At 64.3% G+C, this 16,523-nt stretch carries 18 protein-coding genes; 4 read left to right on the top strand and 14 right to left on the bottom strand.

Annotated elements, in window-relative coordinates; all coding sequences use genetic code 11:
• Window positions 1–48 precede the first annotated feature (48 nt).
• Window positions 49–1,044 (bottom strand): M48 family metallopeptidase, encoded by a 996-nt coding sequence (locus tag VLE48_10470; protein ID HSA93425.1) that lies wholly within the window; start codon window positions 1,042–1,044, stop codon window positions 49–51.
• A gap of 159 nt (window positions 1,045–1,203) precedes the next feature.
• On the opposite strand from VLE48_10470, the gene VLE48_10465 reads away from it, so the two are divergent.
• Entirely contained in the window at window positions 1,204–2,508 is a 1,305-nt protein-coding gene (locus tag VLE48_10465) for an aminotransferase class V-fold PLP-dependent enzyme (protein HSA93424.1), read from the top strand.
• Between the two features lie 11 nt (window positions 2,509–2,519).
• Here VLE48_10465 and VLE48_10460 read toward each other — a convergent pair whose 3' ends face one another.
• The 3 genes from VLE48_10460 to VLE48_10450 are packed head-to-tail and all read right to left on the bottom strand — an operon-like array spanning window position 2,520 to window position 5,099.
• Window positions 2,520–3,080 (bottom strand): DUF1697 domain-containing protein, encoded by a 561-nt coding sequence (locus VLE48_10460; protein HSA93423.1) that lies wholly within the window; start codon window positions 3,078–3,080, stop codon window positions 2,520–2,522.
• A 34-nt stretch (window positions 3,081–3,114) separates the two neighbouring features.
• A complete protein-coding gene (locus VLE48_10455) occupies window positions 3,115–3,693 on the bottom strand; it encodes a dihydrofolate reductase family protein (protein ID HSA93422.1) in 579 nt (192 codons plus the stop codon).
• Window positions 3,694–3,746: 53 nt separating this feature from the next.
• The gene (locus VLE48_10450; protein ID HSA93421.1) at window positions 3,747–5,099 is read right to left on the bottom strand and encodes an inositol-3-phosphate synthase; all 1,353 of its coding nucleotides are present in this window, start codon (window positions 5,097–5,099) and stop codon (window positions 3,747–3,749) included.
• Window positions 5,100–5,247: 148 nt separating this feature from the next.
• Here VLE48_10450 and VLE48_10445 point away from each other — a divergent pair, with 148 nt between their 5' ends.
• Window positions 5,248–6,096 (top strand): SDR family oxidoreductase, encoded by an 849-nt coding sequence (locus VLE48_10445; GenBank protein HSA93420.1) that lies wholly within the window; start codon window positions 5,248–5,250, stop codon window positions 6,094–6,096.
• A 168-nt stretch (window positions 6,097–6,264) separates the two neighbouring features.
• Here VLE48_10445 and VLE48_10440 read toward each other — a convergent pair whose 3' ends face one another.
• Window positions 6,265–6,888 carry a DedA family protein gene (locus VLE48_10440; protein ID HSA93419.1) on the bottom strand — a complete coding sequence of 208 codons (624 nt, stop codon included), beginning with the start codon at window positions 6,886–6,888 and terminating at the stop codon, window positions 6,265–6,267.
• Between the two features lie 78 nt (window positions 6,889–6,966).
• The gene (locus VLE48_10435; GenBank protein HSA93418.1) at window positions 6,967–7,194 is read right to left on the bottom strand and encodes a hypothetical protein; all 228 of its coding nucleotides are present in this window, start codon (window positions 7,192–7,194) and stop codon (window positions 6,967–6,969) included.
• Window positions 7,195–7,258: 64 nt separating this feature from the next.
• On the opposite strand from VLE48_10435, the gene VLE48_10430 reads away from it, so the two are divergent.
• On the top strand, window positions 7,259–7,612 hold the full coding sequence (locus VLE48_10430) for a hypothetical protein (GenBank protein ID HSA93417.1): 354 nt from the start codon (window positions 7,259–7,261) through the stop codon (window positions 7,610–7,612).
• A 4-nt stretch (window positions 7,613–7,616) separates the two neighbouring features.
• On the opposite strand, the gene hemQ is transcribed toward VLE48_10430, so the two are convergent.
• Window positions 7,617–8,486: a hydrogen peroxide-dependent heme synthase gene (gene hemQ / locus VLE48_10425; GenBank protein ID HSA93416.1), complete on the bottom strand. Its 870-nt coding sequence runs from the start codon at window positions 8,484–8,486 to the stop codon at window positions 7,617–7,619.
• A 60-nt stretch (window positions 8,487–8,546) separates the two neighbouring features.
• Here hemQ and nth point away from each other — a divergent pair, with 60 nt between their 5' ends.
• Entirely contained in the window at window positions 8,547–9,389 is an 843-nt protein-coding gene (gene nth / locus VLE48_10420) for an endonuclease III (protein ID HSA93415.1), read from the top strand.
• A 4-nt stretch (window positions 9,390–9,393) separates the two neighbouring features.
• Here the strand turns inward: nth and VLE48_10415 are convergent, their stop codons facing one another.
• The 7 genes from VLE48_10415 to gpmI form a co-directional block, all read right to left on the bottom strand.
• Complete coding sequence (locus tag VLE48_10415) at window positions 9,394–10,203, bottom strand: uroporphyrinogen-III synthase (protein HSA93414.1); 810 nt, start codon at window positions 10,201–10,203, stop codon at window positions 9,394–9,396.
• A complete protein-coding gene (hemC, locus tag VLE48_10410) occupies window positions 10,200–11,135 on the bottom strand; it encodes a hydroxymethylbilane synthase (protein ID HSA93413.1) in 936 nt (311 codons plus the stop codon). Before hemC ends, VLE48_10415 begins: the two co-directional genes overlap by 4 nt.
• Window positions 11,135–12,406, bottom strand: coding sequence for a glutamyl-tRNA reductase (gene hemA, locus VLE48_10405; GenBank protein HSA93412.1), 1,272 nt, complete (start codon window positions 12,404–12,406; stop codon window positions 11,135–11,137). Before hemA ends, hemC begins: the two co-directional genes overlap by 1 nt.
• Window positions 12,403–13,215 carry a cytochrome c biogenesis protein CcsA gene (gene ccsA, locus VLE48_10400; protein HSA93411.1) on the bottom strand — a complete coding sequence of 271 codons (813 nt, stop codon included), beginning with the start codon at window positions 13,213–13,215 and terminating at the stop codon, window positions 12,403–12,405. Before ccsA ends, hemA begins: the two co-directional genes overlap by 4 nt.
• Window positions 13,216–13,256: 41 nt before the next feature.
• Complete coding sequence (locus VLE48_10395; protein HSA93410.1) at window positions 13,257–13,619, bottom strand: hypothetical protein; 363 nt, start codon at window positions 13,617–13,619, stop codon at window positions 13,257–13,259.
• A gap of 131 nt (window positions 13,620–13,750) precedes the next feature.
• Window positions 13,751–14,734, bottom strand: a complete 984-nt coding sequence (locus VLE48_10390) for a D-2-hydroxyacid dehydrogenase (protein HSA93409.1) — start codon at window positions 14,732–14,734, stop codon at window positions 13,751–13,753.
• A gap of 12 nt (window positions 14,735–14,746) precedes the next feature.
• On the bottom strand, window positions 14,747–16,360 hold the full coding sequence (gene gpmI, locus VLE48_10385; protein HSA93408.1) for a 2,3-bisphosphoglycerate-independent phosphoglycerate mutase: 1,614 nt from the start codon (window positions 16,358–16,360) through the stop codon (window positions 14,747–14,749).
• Between the last annotated feature and the right edge of the window lie 163 nt (window positions 16,361–16,523).

Below are 16,523 nucleotides of genomic sequence, written 5' to 3'. Positions count from 1 at the left end.
AATGAAACCGGCGGCCGCGGCCGCCGGTCGTGGGAGACTTCCCTTCCCTTACTCGTCGCGACGCTTCAGGACGGGCGCATCGTCGTCTTCTTGTTTCGAACCGTCCTTCCCGTCCTTGTCGTCCGCGGTCTTGGTGCGGCGCAGGCTGGGCGCCTTTTCGTCTTCCTGGTCGGCCAACTTGCGGCGGTTCTGCAGGGCGGCCAACCGCGACTTTACCTCATCGAATTCGGAGGTCGTGACCACGTACTGGTCCTTTGCCGGCAGCACGCTGGCAATCTCCTCCTGCGATTTCTCGATGCGGTCGGGCGTTTGGGGATGGGTGGAGAAGGCCTTGGCCAGCGTCCCCGGCTTCTTCTTCTCGCGTGCCTGGAGCTTCTCGAAGAACTGCACGAAGGCCTGCGGATCGTAGCCACTGGCATAGAGGTACTGGATGCCCAAGCAGTCGGCTTCACGCTCGAAGCCGCGCGAGAAGGTGAGGAAAGTCATGGGCAAGGCGAATCCGGCGGCGGTGCGGATGGCGTAACCGATGCCCCCGCCCACGAAGATGAGCGGGATGGAAGCCAGGTTCAGCAGTTGCCCGCGGGTGGCCTGGCGAGTAGCGTGCCGCGCGGCCACGTGCGCGATCTCATGGGCCATGACGCCGGCGAGTTCGGCTTCTTCGTCCGCCGCCAGGATCAGGCCGGTGTTCACGTAGAAGAACCCGCCCGGCAGCGCGAAGGCGTTGACCTCGTCGGAATCAATCACCTTGATGGTAAAAGGCACACGGGCGTCCGAGTTCCGCACCAGGTTCTGCCCGATACGGTTCACATATTCGCTCACCACCGGGTCCTGCACGATGCGGGAGCTCTGGTCCACCTGCGCGGCGTATTCCTTGCCGATCTGAATCTCTTTGTCCAGGGAGTACCAGTTGCCCAGGCCACCACCCTTGCCGATGTTCCGGTTGCCGATGGCCTCAACATTGGCGGGGCAGTCGGCCAGCAGGCTGGGGGTTACGAGCAGGGCCAGGGTAAATGCCAGCGTCAGCGCGGTTGCGCGTGATCTCATGAGAACCTTCCTCGGGGATGCCATGCCCGACATCTGGTGTGATTATACGCCGCCTCTCTCGAAGCGGATTCCTATCTATCCCATTGGATTCATTCGCCGCCCTTTACGTTTCCTGACCTTCTCACAATCTTCTTGAGCGGCTCTCGGAATGCCCGTAGCATGGCGGCGAATCCGGGAGGCACCGCGATGCTGAACCGCCGCTCGTTCTTGCACTTGGGGGCCGGACTGGCCGCTACGGCGGCCCTTTCGCCCCACCTGCTGGCCCAGTTGCCCAGCGAGCCCCTGCCGGCGCCCGACCTCTACGGGCGCGACCAGGAGGCGTACTGGGCCACCTTGCGCCGCCAGTTCCTTATCCCCGAGGACGAGGTCTATCTCAACAACGGCACCGTAGGTTCCAGCCCGATTCCCGTGCTCCAGGCCATCTTCGACGGCTACCGCGAAACCGAGAAGCTGGCCCAGGAGGATCCCGAGGACTATCCCATCTGGGGCTATGCCGCCTGGAACCAGTTTCGCGACCCGCTGGCCGCCTTCGTGGGCGCCACCCGCGACGAGGTCGCCCTGTTGCGCAACGCCACAGAGGCCAATAGCTACATCGCCAACGGCATAGACCTTAAAGCCGGGGATGAAGTCTTGATGAGCGACCAGGAGCATCCCGGGGGCGAAATGCCCTTCCAGCTCCGGGCCAAGCGCTACGGCACGGTGGTAAAGAAGTTCACCCTGCCCAAACCGCCCAAAAATGCGGCTGAAATCCTGAACCTCATCGATGACGCTATTACGCCGCGGACGCGGGTGATTTTCGTCAGCCACATCACCACCGTCACCGGCGTGGTCCTGCCGGTGAAGGAGATCTGCGCGCTGGCGCGCTCCAAAGGCATCCTTTCGGCGCTCGACGGGGCGCACGTGCCGGGCATGATGCGCCTGAACATCGGCGAGATCGGCTGCGACTTCTACAGCGCCAGCCCACACAAATGGCTGCAAGCGCCCAAGGGCAGCGGGTTCCTCTACGTCCGCAACGAGGTCATCGACCGGGTGTGGAACACCATCGCCACCGAAGGCTGGGACGAACCGAAGATCCGCGCCGAGCGCTTCCAGCGCATCGGGTCGTCGAATGTGCCGTCGCTCTGGGGGCTGAAGGCTTCCATCGAGTTCGCCGAAAAGATCGGCATGGAGCGCATCGAAAAGCGCCATCGACAGATGGCTGACTACATCCACGGGAAGATGGCGGAGCGTGGCGCGGAGAGCTGGACTTCGCCCGATGCGGCCCTGCGCTGCGGCATCGTGACGGTCAACCTGCCCGGAGTCGAGCGCATGAAGCTCGAGAACTGGCTGTGGAAGCAGCACAAGGTGCGCATCCGCGGCGGCGAGCCCTCCAAGCTCCGCCTCTCCACGCCCTACTACATCCTGCACAAGGATGTGGACCGGTTCGTGGAGAAGTTCGACGAGTATCGCAAAGCAAACGGGTAGACTGGCAGCTGTTAGTTGAGCTTTCGAGTCTCTGGTCTACCCTTCCCTTTCTTCTCCTGGTCCTTCAAGATCCGGATGGCCGCGAGGATGGTGTTCCAGTTGCGCGTGGTCACCGGCACGCCGAACAGCTTGTCGATCTGGCCGAGATAGCCGATGGTCTTCATGTGCCGCCGGTACTCTCCAAAGACGAAGCACTTCCGCGACGCGATCACTCGCACGAACCACTTCCCGCGTGGCGGAAATGCGCACGGAATGTCAACCCGGCCGCGGCTTGGTTTCGACAGAATGCTCACGAATCGAACGACATCGGGATGTGACGGTCCATACGGATTTTGCGTCTCCAGGCGGAGGAGATCGCGACCCTCGCAGAGCATGACTTCCGCCTTGAAGGGCAGCTTGCGGAGAAGCGCCGCACGAAACTTCGCTTTCGGTCCGGGTCTCCGAACGACAAACGTTCCCGCAGCGCCGATGTTCACCACGTCGTGGTCGCGCAATCGCTTTGCGAGGATGCTGGGGCGAAACGTCCTGTGGCCGCCGACGTTGACACCCCGGAGAAACACGACCAGAGCCATGCCGCCACCAAGCCGCCCTCATGGCGGCGATGCTTCACTTCGACTTTCGTTTCCGCCTGGCTGAACTTTTCGCTCGCGACGACGGAGCCTTCTTCCGAGCCCGCGTGCGCGGTCGAGCGCCAACCTGGTATTCACTTTGCACCAGGCCACCCTTATAGCAGCGGGTCGCAACGTGCCGAAGACTGATGTCGCGCGGCAGTGGGCCGAACAGCGGAATGCCTGATCCGATGAGCACGGGCACGCGCGTGACCACCAAGCGGTCGATGAGCTCAGCGGCCAGGAATCGCTGGATGGTGACGCCGCCGTCTATGTACGCGTGTTTGTAACCGCGCGCTTTGAGCTGGGCAACGATTTGGGCCGGTTCTCCCGACATCTGCTCGACCACCCCGCCTTTGACCGGCGAGAAATCGAGCCGACGGCGGCTCAGCACGACCACCGGCTTCTTGCCGTAAAACCATTTGCCGAAGGTCAGCACGACTTCGAAGGTCTTGCGGCCGATCACGACGACATCGACGCTGCCGTAGAATTCTTCGAAGCCGTGCGGCTCCTGCTCACCGGTTTCCAGGAAATCGAGCGCGTCGTCCGGCCGCGCGAGAAATCCGTCCACGCTCACTCCGCAAAAGACTGAGAGCTTAATGGCATGCCTCCTGGCTCGTGTCACTTCGCCTAGTCGTAGTACTCGAGCCCCAGGTGGGTAATCAGGGCTTCGCCCTCCAGGTGGCGGAGGGTGTTCTTCAGCTTCATCAACTGGATGAACAGGTCGTGCTCGGGATATAGGCCCGGGGCGGTCATGGGCGACTTGAAGTAGAAGCTGAGCCATTCCTGGATGCCCAGGCGGCGGAGTGCGGGGGCGCGCTGGGCGAGGTCGAGGAAGAGGACGAGGTCGAGCACGATGGGGGCGGCCAGGATGGAGTCGCGGCAGAGGAAGTCCACCTTGATCTGCATGGGGTAGCCCAGCCAGCCGAAGATATCGATGTTGTCCCAGCCCTCTTTGTTGTCGCCCCGCGGCGGGTAATAGTTAATGCGGACCTTGTGGTAGAAGTCCTTGTACAGCGTGGGATAAAGCTCGGGCTGGAGGATCTGCTCGAGCACCGAGAGCTTGGATTCTTCTTTGGTTTTGAAAGACTCGGGGTCGTCGAGCACTTCCCCGTCGCGGTTGCCCAGGATGTTGGTGGAGAACCAGCCGTGCAGGCCGATCATGCGTGCCTTGAATCCGGGCGCGAGGATGGTCTTGAGCAAGGTCTGGCCGGTCTTGAAGTCTTTGCCGCAGATGGGCGCCTGGTGACGGCGCGCCAGCTCGTGCATGGCGGGGATGTCCACGGTGAGGTTGGGAGCGCCGTTGGCGAACGGCACGCCTTCCTGCAGAGCGGCGTAGGCGTAAATCATCGAGGGCGCGATGCTGTCGTCGTTCTTTTGCAGGGCTTTCTCGAAGGCGGCCAGCGAGGTGTGCGCGGGTCCGGGCGTGAGGAAGACTTCGGTGGAGCCGCACCAGATCATCACCAGGCGGTCGGCGCCGGAAGTCTTCTGGAACTGGCGGATGTCTTCCCTCACCTGCTCGGCCAGCTCCATCTTGTTGCGGCCCTTCTTCACATTGGGGCCGTCGAGCTTCTTGACGTAGCGCCGGTCAAAGACGGCCTTGCGGGGCTTCACGGTCTGCAGGAACGGCTTGACCTTGTCCAGGAGCGATTGCTCGAGCACGCCGGCTTTAGAGGCGGCGGCGTACATGTCGTCCGGGAAGATGTCCCAGCCGGTGAAGACCAGGTCGGGCAGGTTGACGAGCGGCACGAAGTCCTTGATGGCGGGCGTGCGGCCGTCGGTGCGCTTGCCCAGGCGGATGGTGCCCATCTGGGTGAGCGAGCCGATGGGGGCAGCCAGGCCGCGCCGGATGGCCTCGACGCCGGCGACAAAGGTGGTGGCTACGGCGCCCATGCCGGGAATCATCACCCCCAGCTTGCCCTTGGCCGGGGCGATGGCGGCGGTGCGACGGGCGTCCTTCTTCGGAGCGGAAACGCGTGCCATGAGTGCGGGTCCTACCTGGTGGATTTGGACGGGATGGACAAACGCAATATCTTCTCGTATCGAACGCGCATTTGCAAACTCCGATGCGCCTTCCGCTTTGCGCTCTCCGCCAGGCATGATTCAATTGCCCACGGGAAGGAGAGCGAGCATGGCGGACACACGAGTTTCCGTTATCACCGGGTCCTCAAGCGGGTTCGGGCTGCTGACGGCGGTGGAGATGGCGCGGCGCGGATACCGGGTGGTCGCGACCATGCGCAACCTGGAGCGGCGCCGGCTGCTGGATGAAGCGGCGGCGGCGGCGGGCGTCGCCGAGCGCATCGACGTGCGCAAGCTGGACGTGACCGACACGCCCGCCATCGTGCCCGTGGTCGAGGGGATTGTGCGGGACTACGGGCGCATCGACGTGCTGGTAAACAACGCCGGCTTCGCCGTGGCCGGGTTCATCGAAGACCTGAAACTGGAAGAGATACGCGAGCAGCTGGACACCAACTTCTTCGGCCACGTCGCCATGACCAAGGCGGTGCTGCCGGTGATGCGGGCGCAGAAGAGCGGGCACATCCTGATGATCTCCTCCATCAACGGGCGGGCGGCGACGCCGGTGGTGAGTTCGTATTCAGCGTCGAAGTGGGCGCTGGAAGGCTGGAGCGAGGCGTTGCGCATGGAGATGCTGGAACTGGGCGTCAAAGTGGTGCTGATCGAGCCCGGCGCCTACAAGACCGATATATGGGACCGTAACGTGAAACTCGGCGAGCGGGTCTTCGATCCGGCCTCGCCCAACGCGGAACGGGGAAAGCGTTATTCCGAGTACGTGAAAACCAAAGTCGTAAAGCGGGACGCGCAGGTGGTGGCGCGGAAGATCGCTGATGTCGCCGACGATCCAAATCCGCGGCTGCGCTACCTGGTGGGGCCGGATGCGCACACGATGACGTGGATCAAGGCGCTATTGCCGTGGAAGGTGTACGAGCGGCTGATTACGAAAGCGATAAGGATCGCGTAGGCGCTTTCTCGTTCCCCCAAAAAAGCACCCCCAGGGTCCCTCGACTCGCCCTTGCTTTCCCCCTTGTCCGCCACGCGGACTCGGCGGCGCGGGCTCGCTCGGGATGACAAAGAGAAGAAGGGCGAGCGTCCGCACAGCTAAAGCCGTGCCCCTCCGAAAGACCATCAGCTACTTAGCGCGCACGCGGTGCTTCCAGCGCGACCAGACGAACCAGATGACTGCGGCGGCCAGCAGCACGCCGATGACGGCATCGAATTCGTGGAAGTAAGGGCCGAGGTAATTCCATTTCTCCCCCGCTTTCATGCCCAGCCATGCCAGGCCGAAGCACCAGGGCCAGGAGCCGAGGAAGGTGTAGAGGTGGAACGGGACGCGGGGCATGCGGGCGATGCCGGCGGGCAGGGCGATGAAGGTGCGTACCACCGGCAGCAGGCGCGCGATGAAGACGGCGGCGGAGCCGTAGCGCGCGAAGAAGCGGTCCGCCCACTCGAGCTCGCGGCGGCTGAGCAGCAGGTAGGCGCCGTACTTTTCCACCAGCGGGCGTCCGCCGTAAGAGCCCAGCTCGTAAGCCAGCACCGAGCCCAGGTTGCAGCCGATAGCGCCGGCGGTGGCCACCCACCAGAGATTGAAGCGCCCGGTGTACACCAGGTATCCGGAGAACGGCATGATGACTTCCGAGGGCAAGGGAATGCAGGCCGACTCGATGGCCATCAGCGCGACGATGCCGAGGTAGCCGGAGCTGGAGATGGTCGCGATGACGAAGCCGCTCAGCCAGGCAAGGAGACGGGTGATCATGCGCGGCTGCCTCCGGCTGCGCAGCAGGGCAAAGCGGGCGCGGCAGGCACGACAGGGGTGGCCACCATCGATGGCCCGCTAGAACTCCTGGGATTCCTGCGTGTAGGTGTAGCCAGGCAGGGTAAAGCCGTCGGCGGTCTTTTCCACTTTGACGCGCACGGTGTCGCTGGAGGCGGCGGTGGCGTCGGCGTGGCGCAGCATGGCGAACTGCGTGAACACTTCCTTGTAGAGCTTGGTGACCAGGTAGTTGAGGCCGTCGGCATCGTTGCGCCAGACCTGGCCGAGCTGAATGGCTTTCACCGACATCAGCATCCAGACTAACCAGACCGGGGCGCGGCGTCAATCGGCAGGCATCAGTAGAATACCCGGCATGACACCTGCGCCGGTGAAACCTGTGGTCGCCGCGGAAGTGCTGGAACAGATCGACATTCGCGTAGGGACGATCGCGTCCGTCGAAGACATCGCCGGATCCAAGCGGCTGGTAGCACTGCGCGTGGACTTCGGTGACCATACGCGCACCATCGTAGCCGGACTGAAGCAGGAGCGGTCCGACCCGCAGGAAATCGCCGGGCGGCAGGCGCTGTTCGTGGTGAACCTCGCGCCGCGGAAGATCCATGGCGTGATGTCGGAAGGCATGTTGTTCGACCTGGGTTACCAGGACGGCATCATGCCGGTGCTGGCGGTTCCGGAAGCGCCGGTACCTAACGGCGCGCGCGTCGGATGAGCGCCTACTTCGAGGGCTCGAAGCTCGGCAGGCGGCCGGAAAGCAGTTCCCCCAGGCGGTCGGCGGGCACGCGCAGGCCGACATAGAAGTGGCCGAACAGCGCGTAGACGGCGCTGACTTCGTCGAAGCGCATTTCGTAGATGAGCTTCTTGAAGACCAGCGGATCGTCGGCAAAGAGATCCACGCCCCACTCCCAATCGTCGAAGCCGATGGAACCGGTGATGATCTGGCGCACGGCGCCGGCGTAGCGGCGGCCCACCAGGCCGTGCTCCTCCATCTGGCGGGCGCGCTCCTCAATGGGAAGCGTGTACCAGTTCTTGTGCTCGCCACGGCGGCGATCCATGGGATAAAAGCAGACGTAACGAGCCGGCGGTATCTCCGGGTATAGACGCGGGCGCATGGCTTCCTTCTGGCGCTCTACGGTCTCGTCCACGACGGCTTTCCACTCCGCTGAGTGCGACTCGACGCCCTGCTCTTGCAGTTGGCGGTAGAGCTTGGTGGAGGAGTCGTACAGACCGAGCTCGATGACGGAGAGATACGAGGTCGCGGGCTCCAGGAAATCCCACAGGCGCAGGCCGGAAAGAGCGAGCTCGGACTGCTTGAGCTGGTCGAAAGAATCGCGGAAGTGAACCAGCATCAAGTCGCCTTTGTGTCCGAGCAGCGAGTACAGGGCGCTGTTCGAGCGCTCGAGGCCGGCGAGGGCTTGCGTAGCTTCGGCCACGATGGCGGCCTTGTCGGCCTGCGGCGCCTCACGCCACGCCGACCAACGGAAGCGCAGCATCTGATGCAGGACGCTGGAGCCTTCGATGGTCAGCGGGACGGCGGCCAGGTCCGCCTGCGCCGCCGGAACCTCGAGCTTGCTACGCGATGCCATGGGTGCTCCGAGTGAAAGATTACAATTGTACCGGCTCGGCGGAAGGAGTGGTGAGCGGACGTGCCACGAGGAATGCTGACCCGGCAGCCGTCACGCAGTGGACGTCATGAGGGCGTGGCCCGGGCTGCCGCCGGCGGCCGCGGCGCCCGCCGGCAGGCGGTTGCTGCTCCGCCGCGAAAAAGCGCACCTGGCTGGCCCAAGGCCAAGCCCAAGGCTGCGGCGAAGTACGACCCGGTAGCGTCCGAGCGCATCCGCGAGCTTTTGAAACGCCTGGATCAGGACTATCCCGGCGTGACCTGCGCGCTGGAACACAAGAGCGCCTGGGACCTGCTGGTGGCCACCATCCTCTCCGCGCAGTGCACCGACGTCCGCGTGAACAAGGTGACGCCGGGGCTGTTCCAGAAATATCCCTCGGTTCGCCACTTTGCGGCGCTCAAGCCCGAAGAGCTGGAGCCGGATATCCGCTCGACGGGATTTTTCCGAAACAAATCCAAGTCCATCGTGGGCGCAGCCCAGCGGGTGACGAGCGAGTACGGGGGAGAAATCCCGGACACGATGGAGAAGCTGCTGACCCTGCCGGGCGTGGCCCGCAAGACGGCCAACGTGGTGCTGGGAACGTGGTTCAAGAAAGCCGTGGGCGTGGTGGTGGACACGCACGTGCAGCGCATTGCGCGGCGGCTGGAGCTCACGAAACAGACCGACGCGGCCAAGATCGAGCAGGACCTGATGCGCGCCATTCCGCAGGAAAAGTGGATCGAGTTCGCCCATCAGTTGATATGGCACGGGCGCAAAGTGTGTGTGGCGCGCAAGCCGCGGTGCGCGGAATGCCGGCTGGAAAACCTGTGCCACGCCGCCGACAAGACCTGGTCGACGGTCGAGGTGCACAAGGCGGCGAAACCGTAGCAGCCTACCTCCGCCGTGCCCCGCCAAGAGATTTCAAGGCTTTCACCAAACCCGGAATCGTAAAGGTCGTCGCCTGAATGTCCGCGCGCAGTCCGAGTTCGCGCAGCGTCCCCGTGGTTACTGGTCCGATCGAGGCCAGACGGATTCCTTTCAGTGAGCGGCGGGCGTGTTGCTTTCCCCCCAGGAGTTCCACCAGGTTTCGGGCGGTGGAAGAACTGGTGAATGTGACCACGTGGGGGCGATTCGACCTGTGGAGCAGGGCACGCAGTCGGGCCCGGGAGCGCTTCGGCGCGGTGGTGCGGTAGGCCTCGGCAACGTGCACCTTGGCGCCGGCCCGGCGCAGTTCGCGAGGGATCACGTCCCGCGCCACCCGTGCCCGCACCAGGAGCACCCGCTTCCCTGCCGCTCGGCCGCGTAGTGCGCGGACCACGGCCTCGGCAACGTATTCCCGAGGCATCACGCTCACGCGCAGTCTCCGCTTCTGGATAGCCTTGCGCGTGGCCGGACCGATGGCCGCAATGCGCAGGTGCTCCAAGGCTTGGGTGGAAATTCGTAGGCGTCTCAGCCGCGCGAAGAGTGCTTCCACTCCGTTCACGCTGGTAAGGATGAGCCAGTCGTATTGGCCGATGTGGCGAAGCGCGGAATCGAGGCGGCGAAAGGAGCGCGGCGGGCGGATCTCGATGCTGGGTATTTCGATGACCGTAGCGCCTTCGCGGCGCAAGGCGCGTGACAAGACGCCGGCCTGATGCCGGGCCCGGGTAACCAGGATGCGGCAACCAGTAAGCGGCCCGGGCGTTGTTTTCGCTCGACTCACGGTTGCTCCGGCACCGCTCCTGGAGCGCCATAAACATCGCGCAGGATCTCGGCCGCTCCCATTTGGAGGAGGCGCTGACCCAAGCTACGTCCTAGCTCTTCCGGGTCCGAGCCGTTAGCGGTCTCCCGCAAGACGGCGGAGCCATCTGGCCGCGCCACCACGGCCGTGAGCCGCAGGCCCCTGCCATCGTGTTCGGCGCAGGCTCCGATGGGCACCTGGCAGCCTCCGCCCAGGGTTCGGAGCAGGGCGCGCTCACACATGACGGTACGCCGCGAGGCCGCATGATCGAGAAACGCCAGTAGAGCGAGCGTTGCGCTGTGCGCCGCGCGTGTCTCGATGGCCAGGGCTCCCTGACCGGCCGCGGGGCACATGGTCTCGATGGGAAGGACCTCACGCACGGATTCGGAGCGGCCCAGGCGCTTCACACCCGCGGCGGCCAGCAGGATAGCGTCAAACTCACCGGCCTCCAGTTTGCGCAGGCGTGTATCCACGTTGCCGCGCAACGAATGGACGATCAGATCGGAGCGCAAGGCTCGCAATTGCGCTTCGCGGCGCAGGCTGCTGGTGCCCACGTGCGCTCCCTGTGGAAGATCGAGTAGTCGTGCGAAGCGCGTGGAAACGAAGACGTCGCGCGGGTCTTCCCTTTCCATCACAGCGGCGAGGGTGAACTCAGGCAGCAAGTCGGTGGGCAGATCTTTCAGGCTGTGCACAGCGAGGTGGATGCGACCCTCGGCCAGCGCTTCTTCAATCTCCTTGATGAACATGCCCTTGGTGCCGACGCGGGAGAGGGCGACATCGGTGATCTTGTCTCCGGTAGTGCGGATGACTTCGATCTCAACTTCGTGCCCCCGTCCGCGGAGCAAACCGGCCACGTGATGGGCCTGCCAGAGGGCGAGTTGCGAACCGCGGGAACCGATGCGCAGGCGGGCCATCAGGCCTTGGGGCCCTGGTCCCGCAGGTTGAACAGCCGCCGTACTACGTCAATCAACGTCGTGGCCTCGGGCTGACCGGCGGCGCTTTTCAAGGTAGTCACAGGGGTGTGCAGCACCTTGTTGACGATGCCGCGGGTCATGGTCTCGATAGCGCTTTCCTGCTCGGCGGTGAGCTTGCCCAGGCGGCCGCGTACGCGGTCGATCTCCGCCTGGCGGATGGTTTCCAGGTGGTCCTGCAGGGAGACGATGGTGGGCACGACCTGAAGCGTTTCCAGGCGGGCGTGGAACCGCGCCACCTCGGCCTCGATGATGCTCTCGGCGCGCTCGGCCTCGCGGCGCCGTCCTTCGAGGTGCGAGGAAACGACGGCCCCCAGGTCGTCAATGTCGTAGACGAAGATGCCGTCCAGCTTGTTCATTTCCGGATCGACGTCGCGGGGCACCGCGATGTCGATGAAGAACATGGGGCGGTTCTTGCGCCGCGCCAGGAACAACTCGCCATGCTCGCGGCGGAAGATGTGGTGGGGCGCGCCGGTGGAGGTGATGATGATGTCAGCGCGGTCGGCGGTGTCGTAGAGCTGCTCGAAGAGCATGGCCTGGCCGCCGATGCGTTCGGCCATCTCCAGCGCGCGCTCGTGGGTGCGGTTGGCCACAAAGATGGCGTCGGCGCCCTGCGCTTTCAGGTGGCGGGCCGCGAGTTCGCTCATCTTGCCCGCGCCCACCAGATAGACGCGCTTGCCCTCGAGGCTGCCGAAGATCTTCCCGGCCAGCTCAACCGCGGCCGAGGCCACGGACACCGAGGAACTGCCCACGGCGGTCTCGGTACGCACGCGTTTGGCCACGGCGAAGGCGCGGGTCATGAGCGCGTCGAGATGCGAGTGGACGGAGCCCACGGCGCGGGCCAGCGCGTAGGACTCTTTCACCTGTCCCAGCACCTGGGGTTCGCCCACCACCATGGAGTCCAGGCTGGCCGCGACGCGAAAGACGTGGCGCACTGCATCCAGGTCCTCATACTCGTAGAGGTGAGGTTCGTAGGCAGCGGGGTCGACCTGAAAAAAGTCGGCGAGAAAACTCCGCAGGTCGGCGCGCCCGTTGGTGCAACGCGTAAGGAGTTCGACGCGGTTGCAGGTCGAGAGCACCAGGCCTTCATCCACGCCGGGATGCACAGAGAGGCGGCGCATGGCCTCCGGCAGGCGCGATTCCGGCACCGCCAGCCGTTCCCGCACCGCCACAGGCGCGCTGCGATGGTTGACGCCGATGAGCTGGAACTTCATGGCGTGAAGCGGTGCACCTCGCTGAAGTAATTGGCAGCCCAGGCTCCCACGGCCACCACGAAGGCCACGGTAGACAGGAACGCCGCCCGCCGCCCGCGCCAGCCGGCGCTCCAGCGCGTGTAGAGCAGGACCATGTAGAGCGCCCACATCACCAGCGACAGCAGGACCTTGGGATCCAGCAGGTACGACGGGCCGAACTGCTGCGCCGCCACCACCGAGCCCGCCAGCAGGCCCAGAGTCATGAAGGGAAAACCGAGCAGCAGGGAGCGGTAGCCGATCTCGTCGATAACCTCCAGGGCGGGCAGGCGCGCCAGGACGCCGTGGGTCCGCTTGGCCTTCAGTCTGCTTTCCTGCAGCAGGTACAGCAGGCTGGCCGCGAAGCTCAGGAACAGCGCCGCGTATCCGGTGAAGATCAGGCCGATATGGGTAACGATCCAGCCGCTGCGCATGAGCGGCGATGCGAACTCCGGCGGTTGCTGTCCGATAGCAGACGAGAACGTCAGCAGGAACGCGAGGGGGAAGACGAAGATGCCGGGAGCGGTGGTCTGGTATCGCCAATAGACAACCAGGAAAAAGACCATCACCAGGAAGGCCAGGAGCGATTCCGAGTGATAGAGCGAGATCGGCGTCAGTTGGCCGGTGGCCATCGCCGCTTCGGCCAGGGAGACGAAATGGAATACCACGCCCGCGGCCACGGCAGGAACGGTAAGCCGGGCCAGAGCACGGCCCCGGCCCGTCAGCGTCAGCAGGGCGTAGAGCAGGCCAAAGCCGTAGAAAACCAGCGCGACTCGCAGCCAGAGGAGAGGCATCGATTCCACTGATTATAAAGCCGGGCGCGGCGCAAAACCGGTTACTCCAGCCCCAGGGTGCCGAGAAGGCCCTCGATATCGGAGGCGTCGATGCGCAAGCGCCGGCCCTCGTCACGAAGGCGCTCGACCTGGTCGAAAGCGCGAAACAGACGCATCTTCCCGGCGGCGTACTGCTCGGTCTCGGTCAAGGCCCGGCCGTGCGCGCTTTCCCAGGCCAGAAGAGCCTCCGGCTTGAGGAAAACGCTGACCGCAAACGTGGTCTTGCGGTCCGCGGTGACGTCAAAGATGAACTCGATGGCCGGAGCCTCCGGTTCGCTCTCCAGAGCCACGCGCTTCCCCACAAAATAGTACTGGTAGACGTATCCGGTTTCTCCGGTGTACGTCTTCATGCGGCGAACAGTCATGGGAATCTCGTCATGTTGTCATCTGGTCATCTTGTCATCGAAAACCTGATGCCACGCCTGGACCTTACAATTCTACCGGCACGCGGTTTTCAGATGACTCGATGACGACGTGATCAGAGGACTAGATGCCATCAGTATCCCTTCTTCTTGTCCACCACGCCGAGAAGCGCTTCTCCCGCCAGGTAGCGGCGCAGGTTCTCGCGCATGAGCGCGTAGTGCCGCTCCCAGAGTTTTTCCGTGACCGCCGCGGTGTGCGGCGTGATCAGCAGGTTGTCCAGCCCCCAGAGCGGTGAATCCTGCGGCAGGGGTTCGACGGAGAACACGTCCAGCGCCGCACCCGCGATCTTCTTCTGGCGCAAAACATCCGCCAGAGCGCCTTCGTCCACTAACTGTCCGCGGCTGACGTTGATCAGGTAAGCGTCCGGTTTCATCTGCGCCAGCTGCGCCGCATCGAACATGGACTGCGTGGCGTTGGTGATGGGCGCCGCAATCACCACATAGTCAGCTTCCGCCAGCATCCGGTTGAGATCGGCCGGACCGTAAACCACATCGACGCCCTCGCTTCCCTTCTCCGGATGCTCGCGCACGGCGGCCACGCGCATGCCCAGCGCCTTGGCTCGCTTTGCGACCTCGCGCCCGATGCTGCCCAGTCCGATCAACCCCAGCGTGGCGCCCTGCACCTCGCGCGGCCGGGGACGCTCCTCCCACATCGCCTGCTGGCCCCAGGCGCCCCGCTGCTGGCTGCGCATGGCGGAAGGCAGGCGCTTGGCCAGCGCCAGCACCAGCGCGATGGCGTGCTCGGCGACCACCGGCCCGTGCACTTCCCGGGCGTTGGTGAGGACCACGCTGCTCGCCACCATCTCCGGAAATATCAACTGGTGGACAGCGGCCGCGGGAGAATGGACCCAGCGCAGCTTGCGCGCCGCCTGCAACTGCTGCGGGCGTAGCGACCAGCCAAACAGCACCTCGGCGTCGGAGATCTCTCGATCCAGCCCCTCATATCCGCCCAGGTCACGGAACTCCGCGCGGGGAAAATCACGGCGCAAGCGCTCCGCCAGCCACGGCGGCGCATTCCAGAGTTCGAAGGGATGGCTGAGGGCGATGATGACCTTCATGCGGAGGTTCCCTCAGCTCTTATCCAGCTGGATGCGCAGGTCCTTGCCTGTCATCTCCTTGGGCTGGTCAATCGTGAGCATCCCGAGGACGGTGGGAGAGATATCCTGTAGCGCGCCATCGTTGCGCAGGCGGAAGCGGCTCTTGTTCTCGGCCACCACGATCAGCGGCACGGGATTGGTGGTATGGGCGGTGTGCGGTCCGCCGGTTGCGGGATCGATCATCTGTTCCGCGTTACCGTGGTCGGCCGTGACGATCATCGCCCCGCCGCGCTCCCGCAGTGCCTGGTAGATGCGACCCAGACAGGCGTCCACCGTTTCTACCGCGCGCACGGTGGGCTCGATGCGGCCGGAATGCCCCACCATATCGGCGTTGGCGAAGTTCACGATAACGAGGTCGAATGCGCCTCCTTCCACAGCCTTCACCACTTCCTCAGCGATCCCGGCGGCGCTCATCTCCGGCTGCAGGTCGTAGGTAGCGACTTTGGGCGAAGACACCAGTTCGCGCTCTTCGCCCGGAAAAAGGTGCTCGACTCCTCCGTTAAAGAAGTAAGTCACGTGGGCGTACTTTTCCGTCTCTGCCACTCGCAGATTGTGGAGGCCCTCTCTTCCCATGACGTTGGCCAGGATGTTTTCCAGCGATTCCGGGGCCACTACTACGGGCAGCGTGAATTTCTTGTCGTACTGCGTCATGCAAACGTACTTGAGATTGTCTGGGACGAGGACGCGCGGTATTTCGGCGTCGAGAGCGGCGGCGTCCGGTAGGTCGAGGCCGTTTTCCGCGGTGAGCCCACTGTTGCGTGCCAGCGCCCGCGTGATCTGCCGCGCACGGTCGGCGCGGAAGTTGAAACAGATGCAGGCGTCTTCCTCCCGGATGCGGCCCAGAGGCTCGCCGCGATTGTCGGTGAGCACGAACGGTACGACGAATTCGTCGGTCACTTCGTTCTGGTAGGACTCCTGGATGCCCTGCACGGGGTCGATGTAGCGCCCGGCTTCGCCCCTTCCCCCGACCATGGCATCGAAGGCTTGGGCGATGCGCGACCAGCGCCGGTCGCGATCCATGGCGTAGTAGCGGCCGCTTACCGTAGCCACCTTACCTACGCCGAACTCGCGCATCTTCTGCTGCAGTTGGCGCACGTATCCGGCGCCGCTGGTGGGCAGCGTGTCGCGCCCGTCCATGAAGCAGTGCACAAAGACACGGTCCACGCCGCTCTGTTTCGCCAGGCGCAGGAGCGCGTAAAGATGGGTCTGATGGGAATGCACGCCGCCGTCGGAGAGCAGGCCGAACAGATGCAGGCGCCGTCCTCCGGAGCGGGCGTGCTTGACGGCATCGAGTAGCACGGGGTGAGAGAAAAAGTCGCCGCTCTCGATCATGCGGTCGATGCGGGTGATGTCCATGTGCACGACGCGCCCGGCGCCGATGTTCAGGTGTCCGACTTCGCTGTTGCCCATCTGGCCTTCCGGCAAACCGACATAGCGCCCGCTGGTGTGAATGAGAGTGTTGGGATACTCCGCCAGCAGCCGGTCATAGTTGGGTTTGCGAGCGAGGGAGATGGCATTGGCCTTGGAGGGCGGAGCGTAACCCCAGCCGTCGAGAATCACGAGGATGAGAGGTTTCGGACGGGCCATCGATATCGCGAGGAACTATGCTTCGCCGTAATTTACCGCCTCAATGCCCAGGAACCTGGCTGCGCGGCCCAGTTCTTCCTCGATGCGCAGCAACTGGTTGTACTTGGCGATGCGGTCGGTGCGTGAGGCGGAGCCGGTCTTGATCTGGCCGGCGCCGGTGGCC

The organism is Terriglobales bacterium, from assembly GCA_035454605.1.
Classification (GTDB): Bacteria; Acidobacteriota; Terriglobia; order Terriglobales; family Acidobacteriaceae; genus DATMAB01.
Note: the sequence above shows the minus strand (reverse complement) of the source record. Positions and strands in the feature narration are given on the sequence as shown.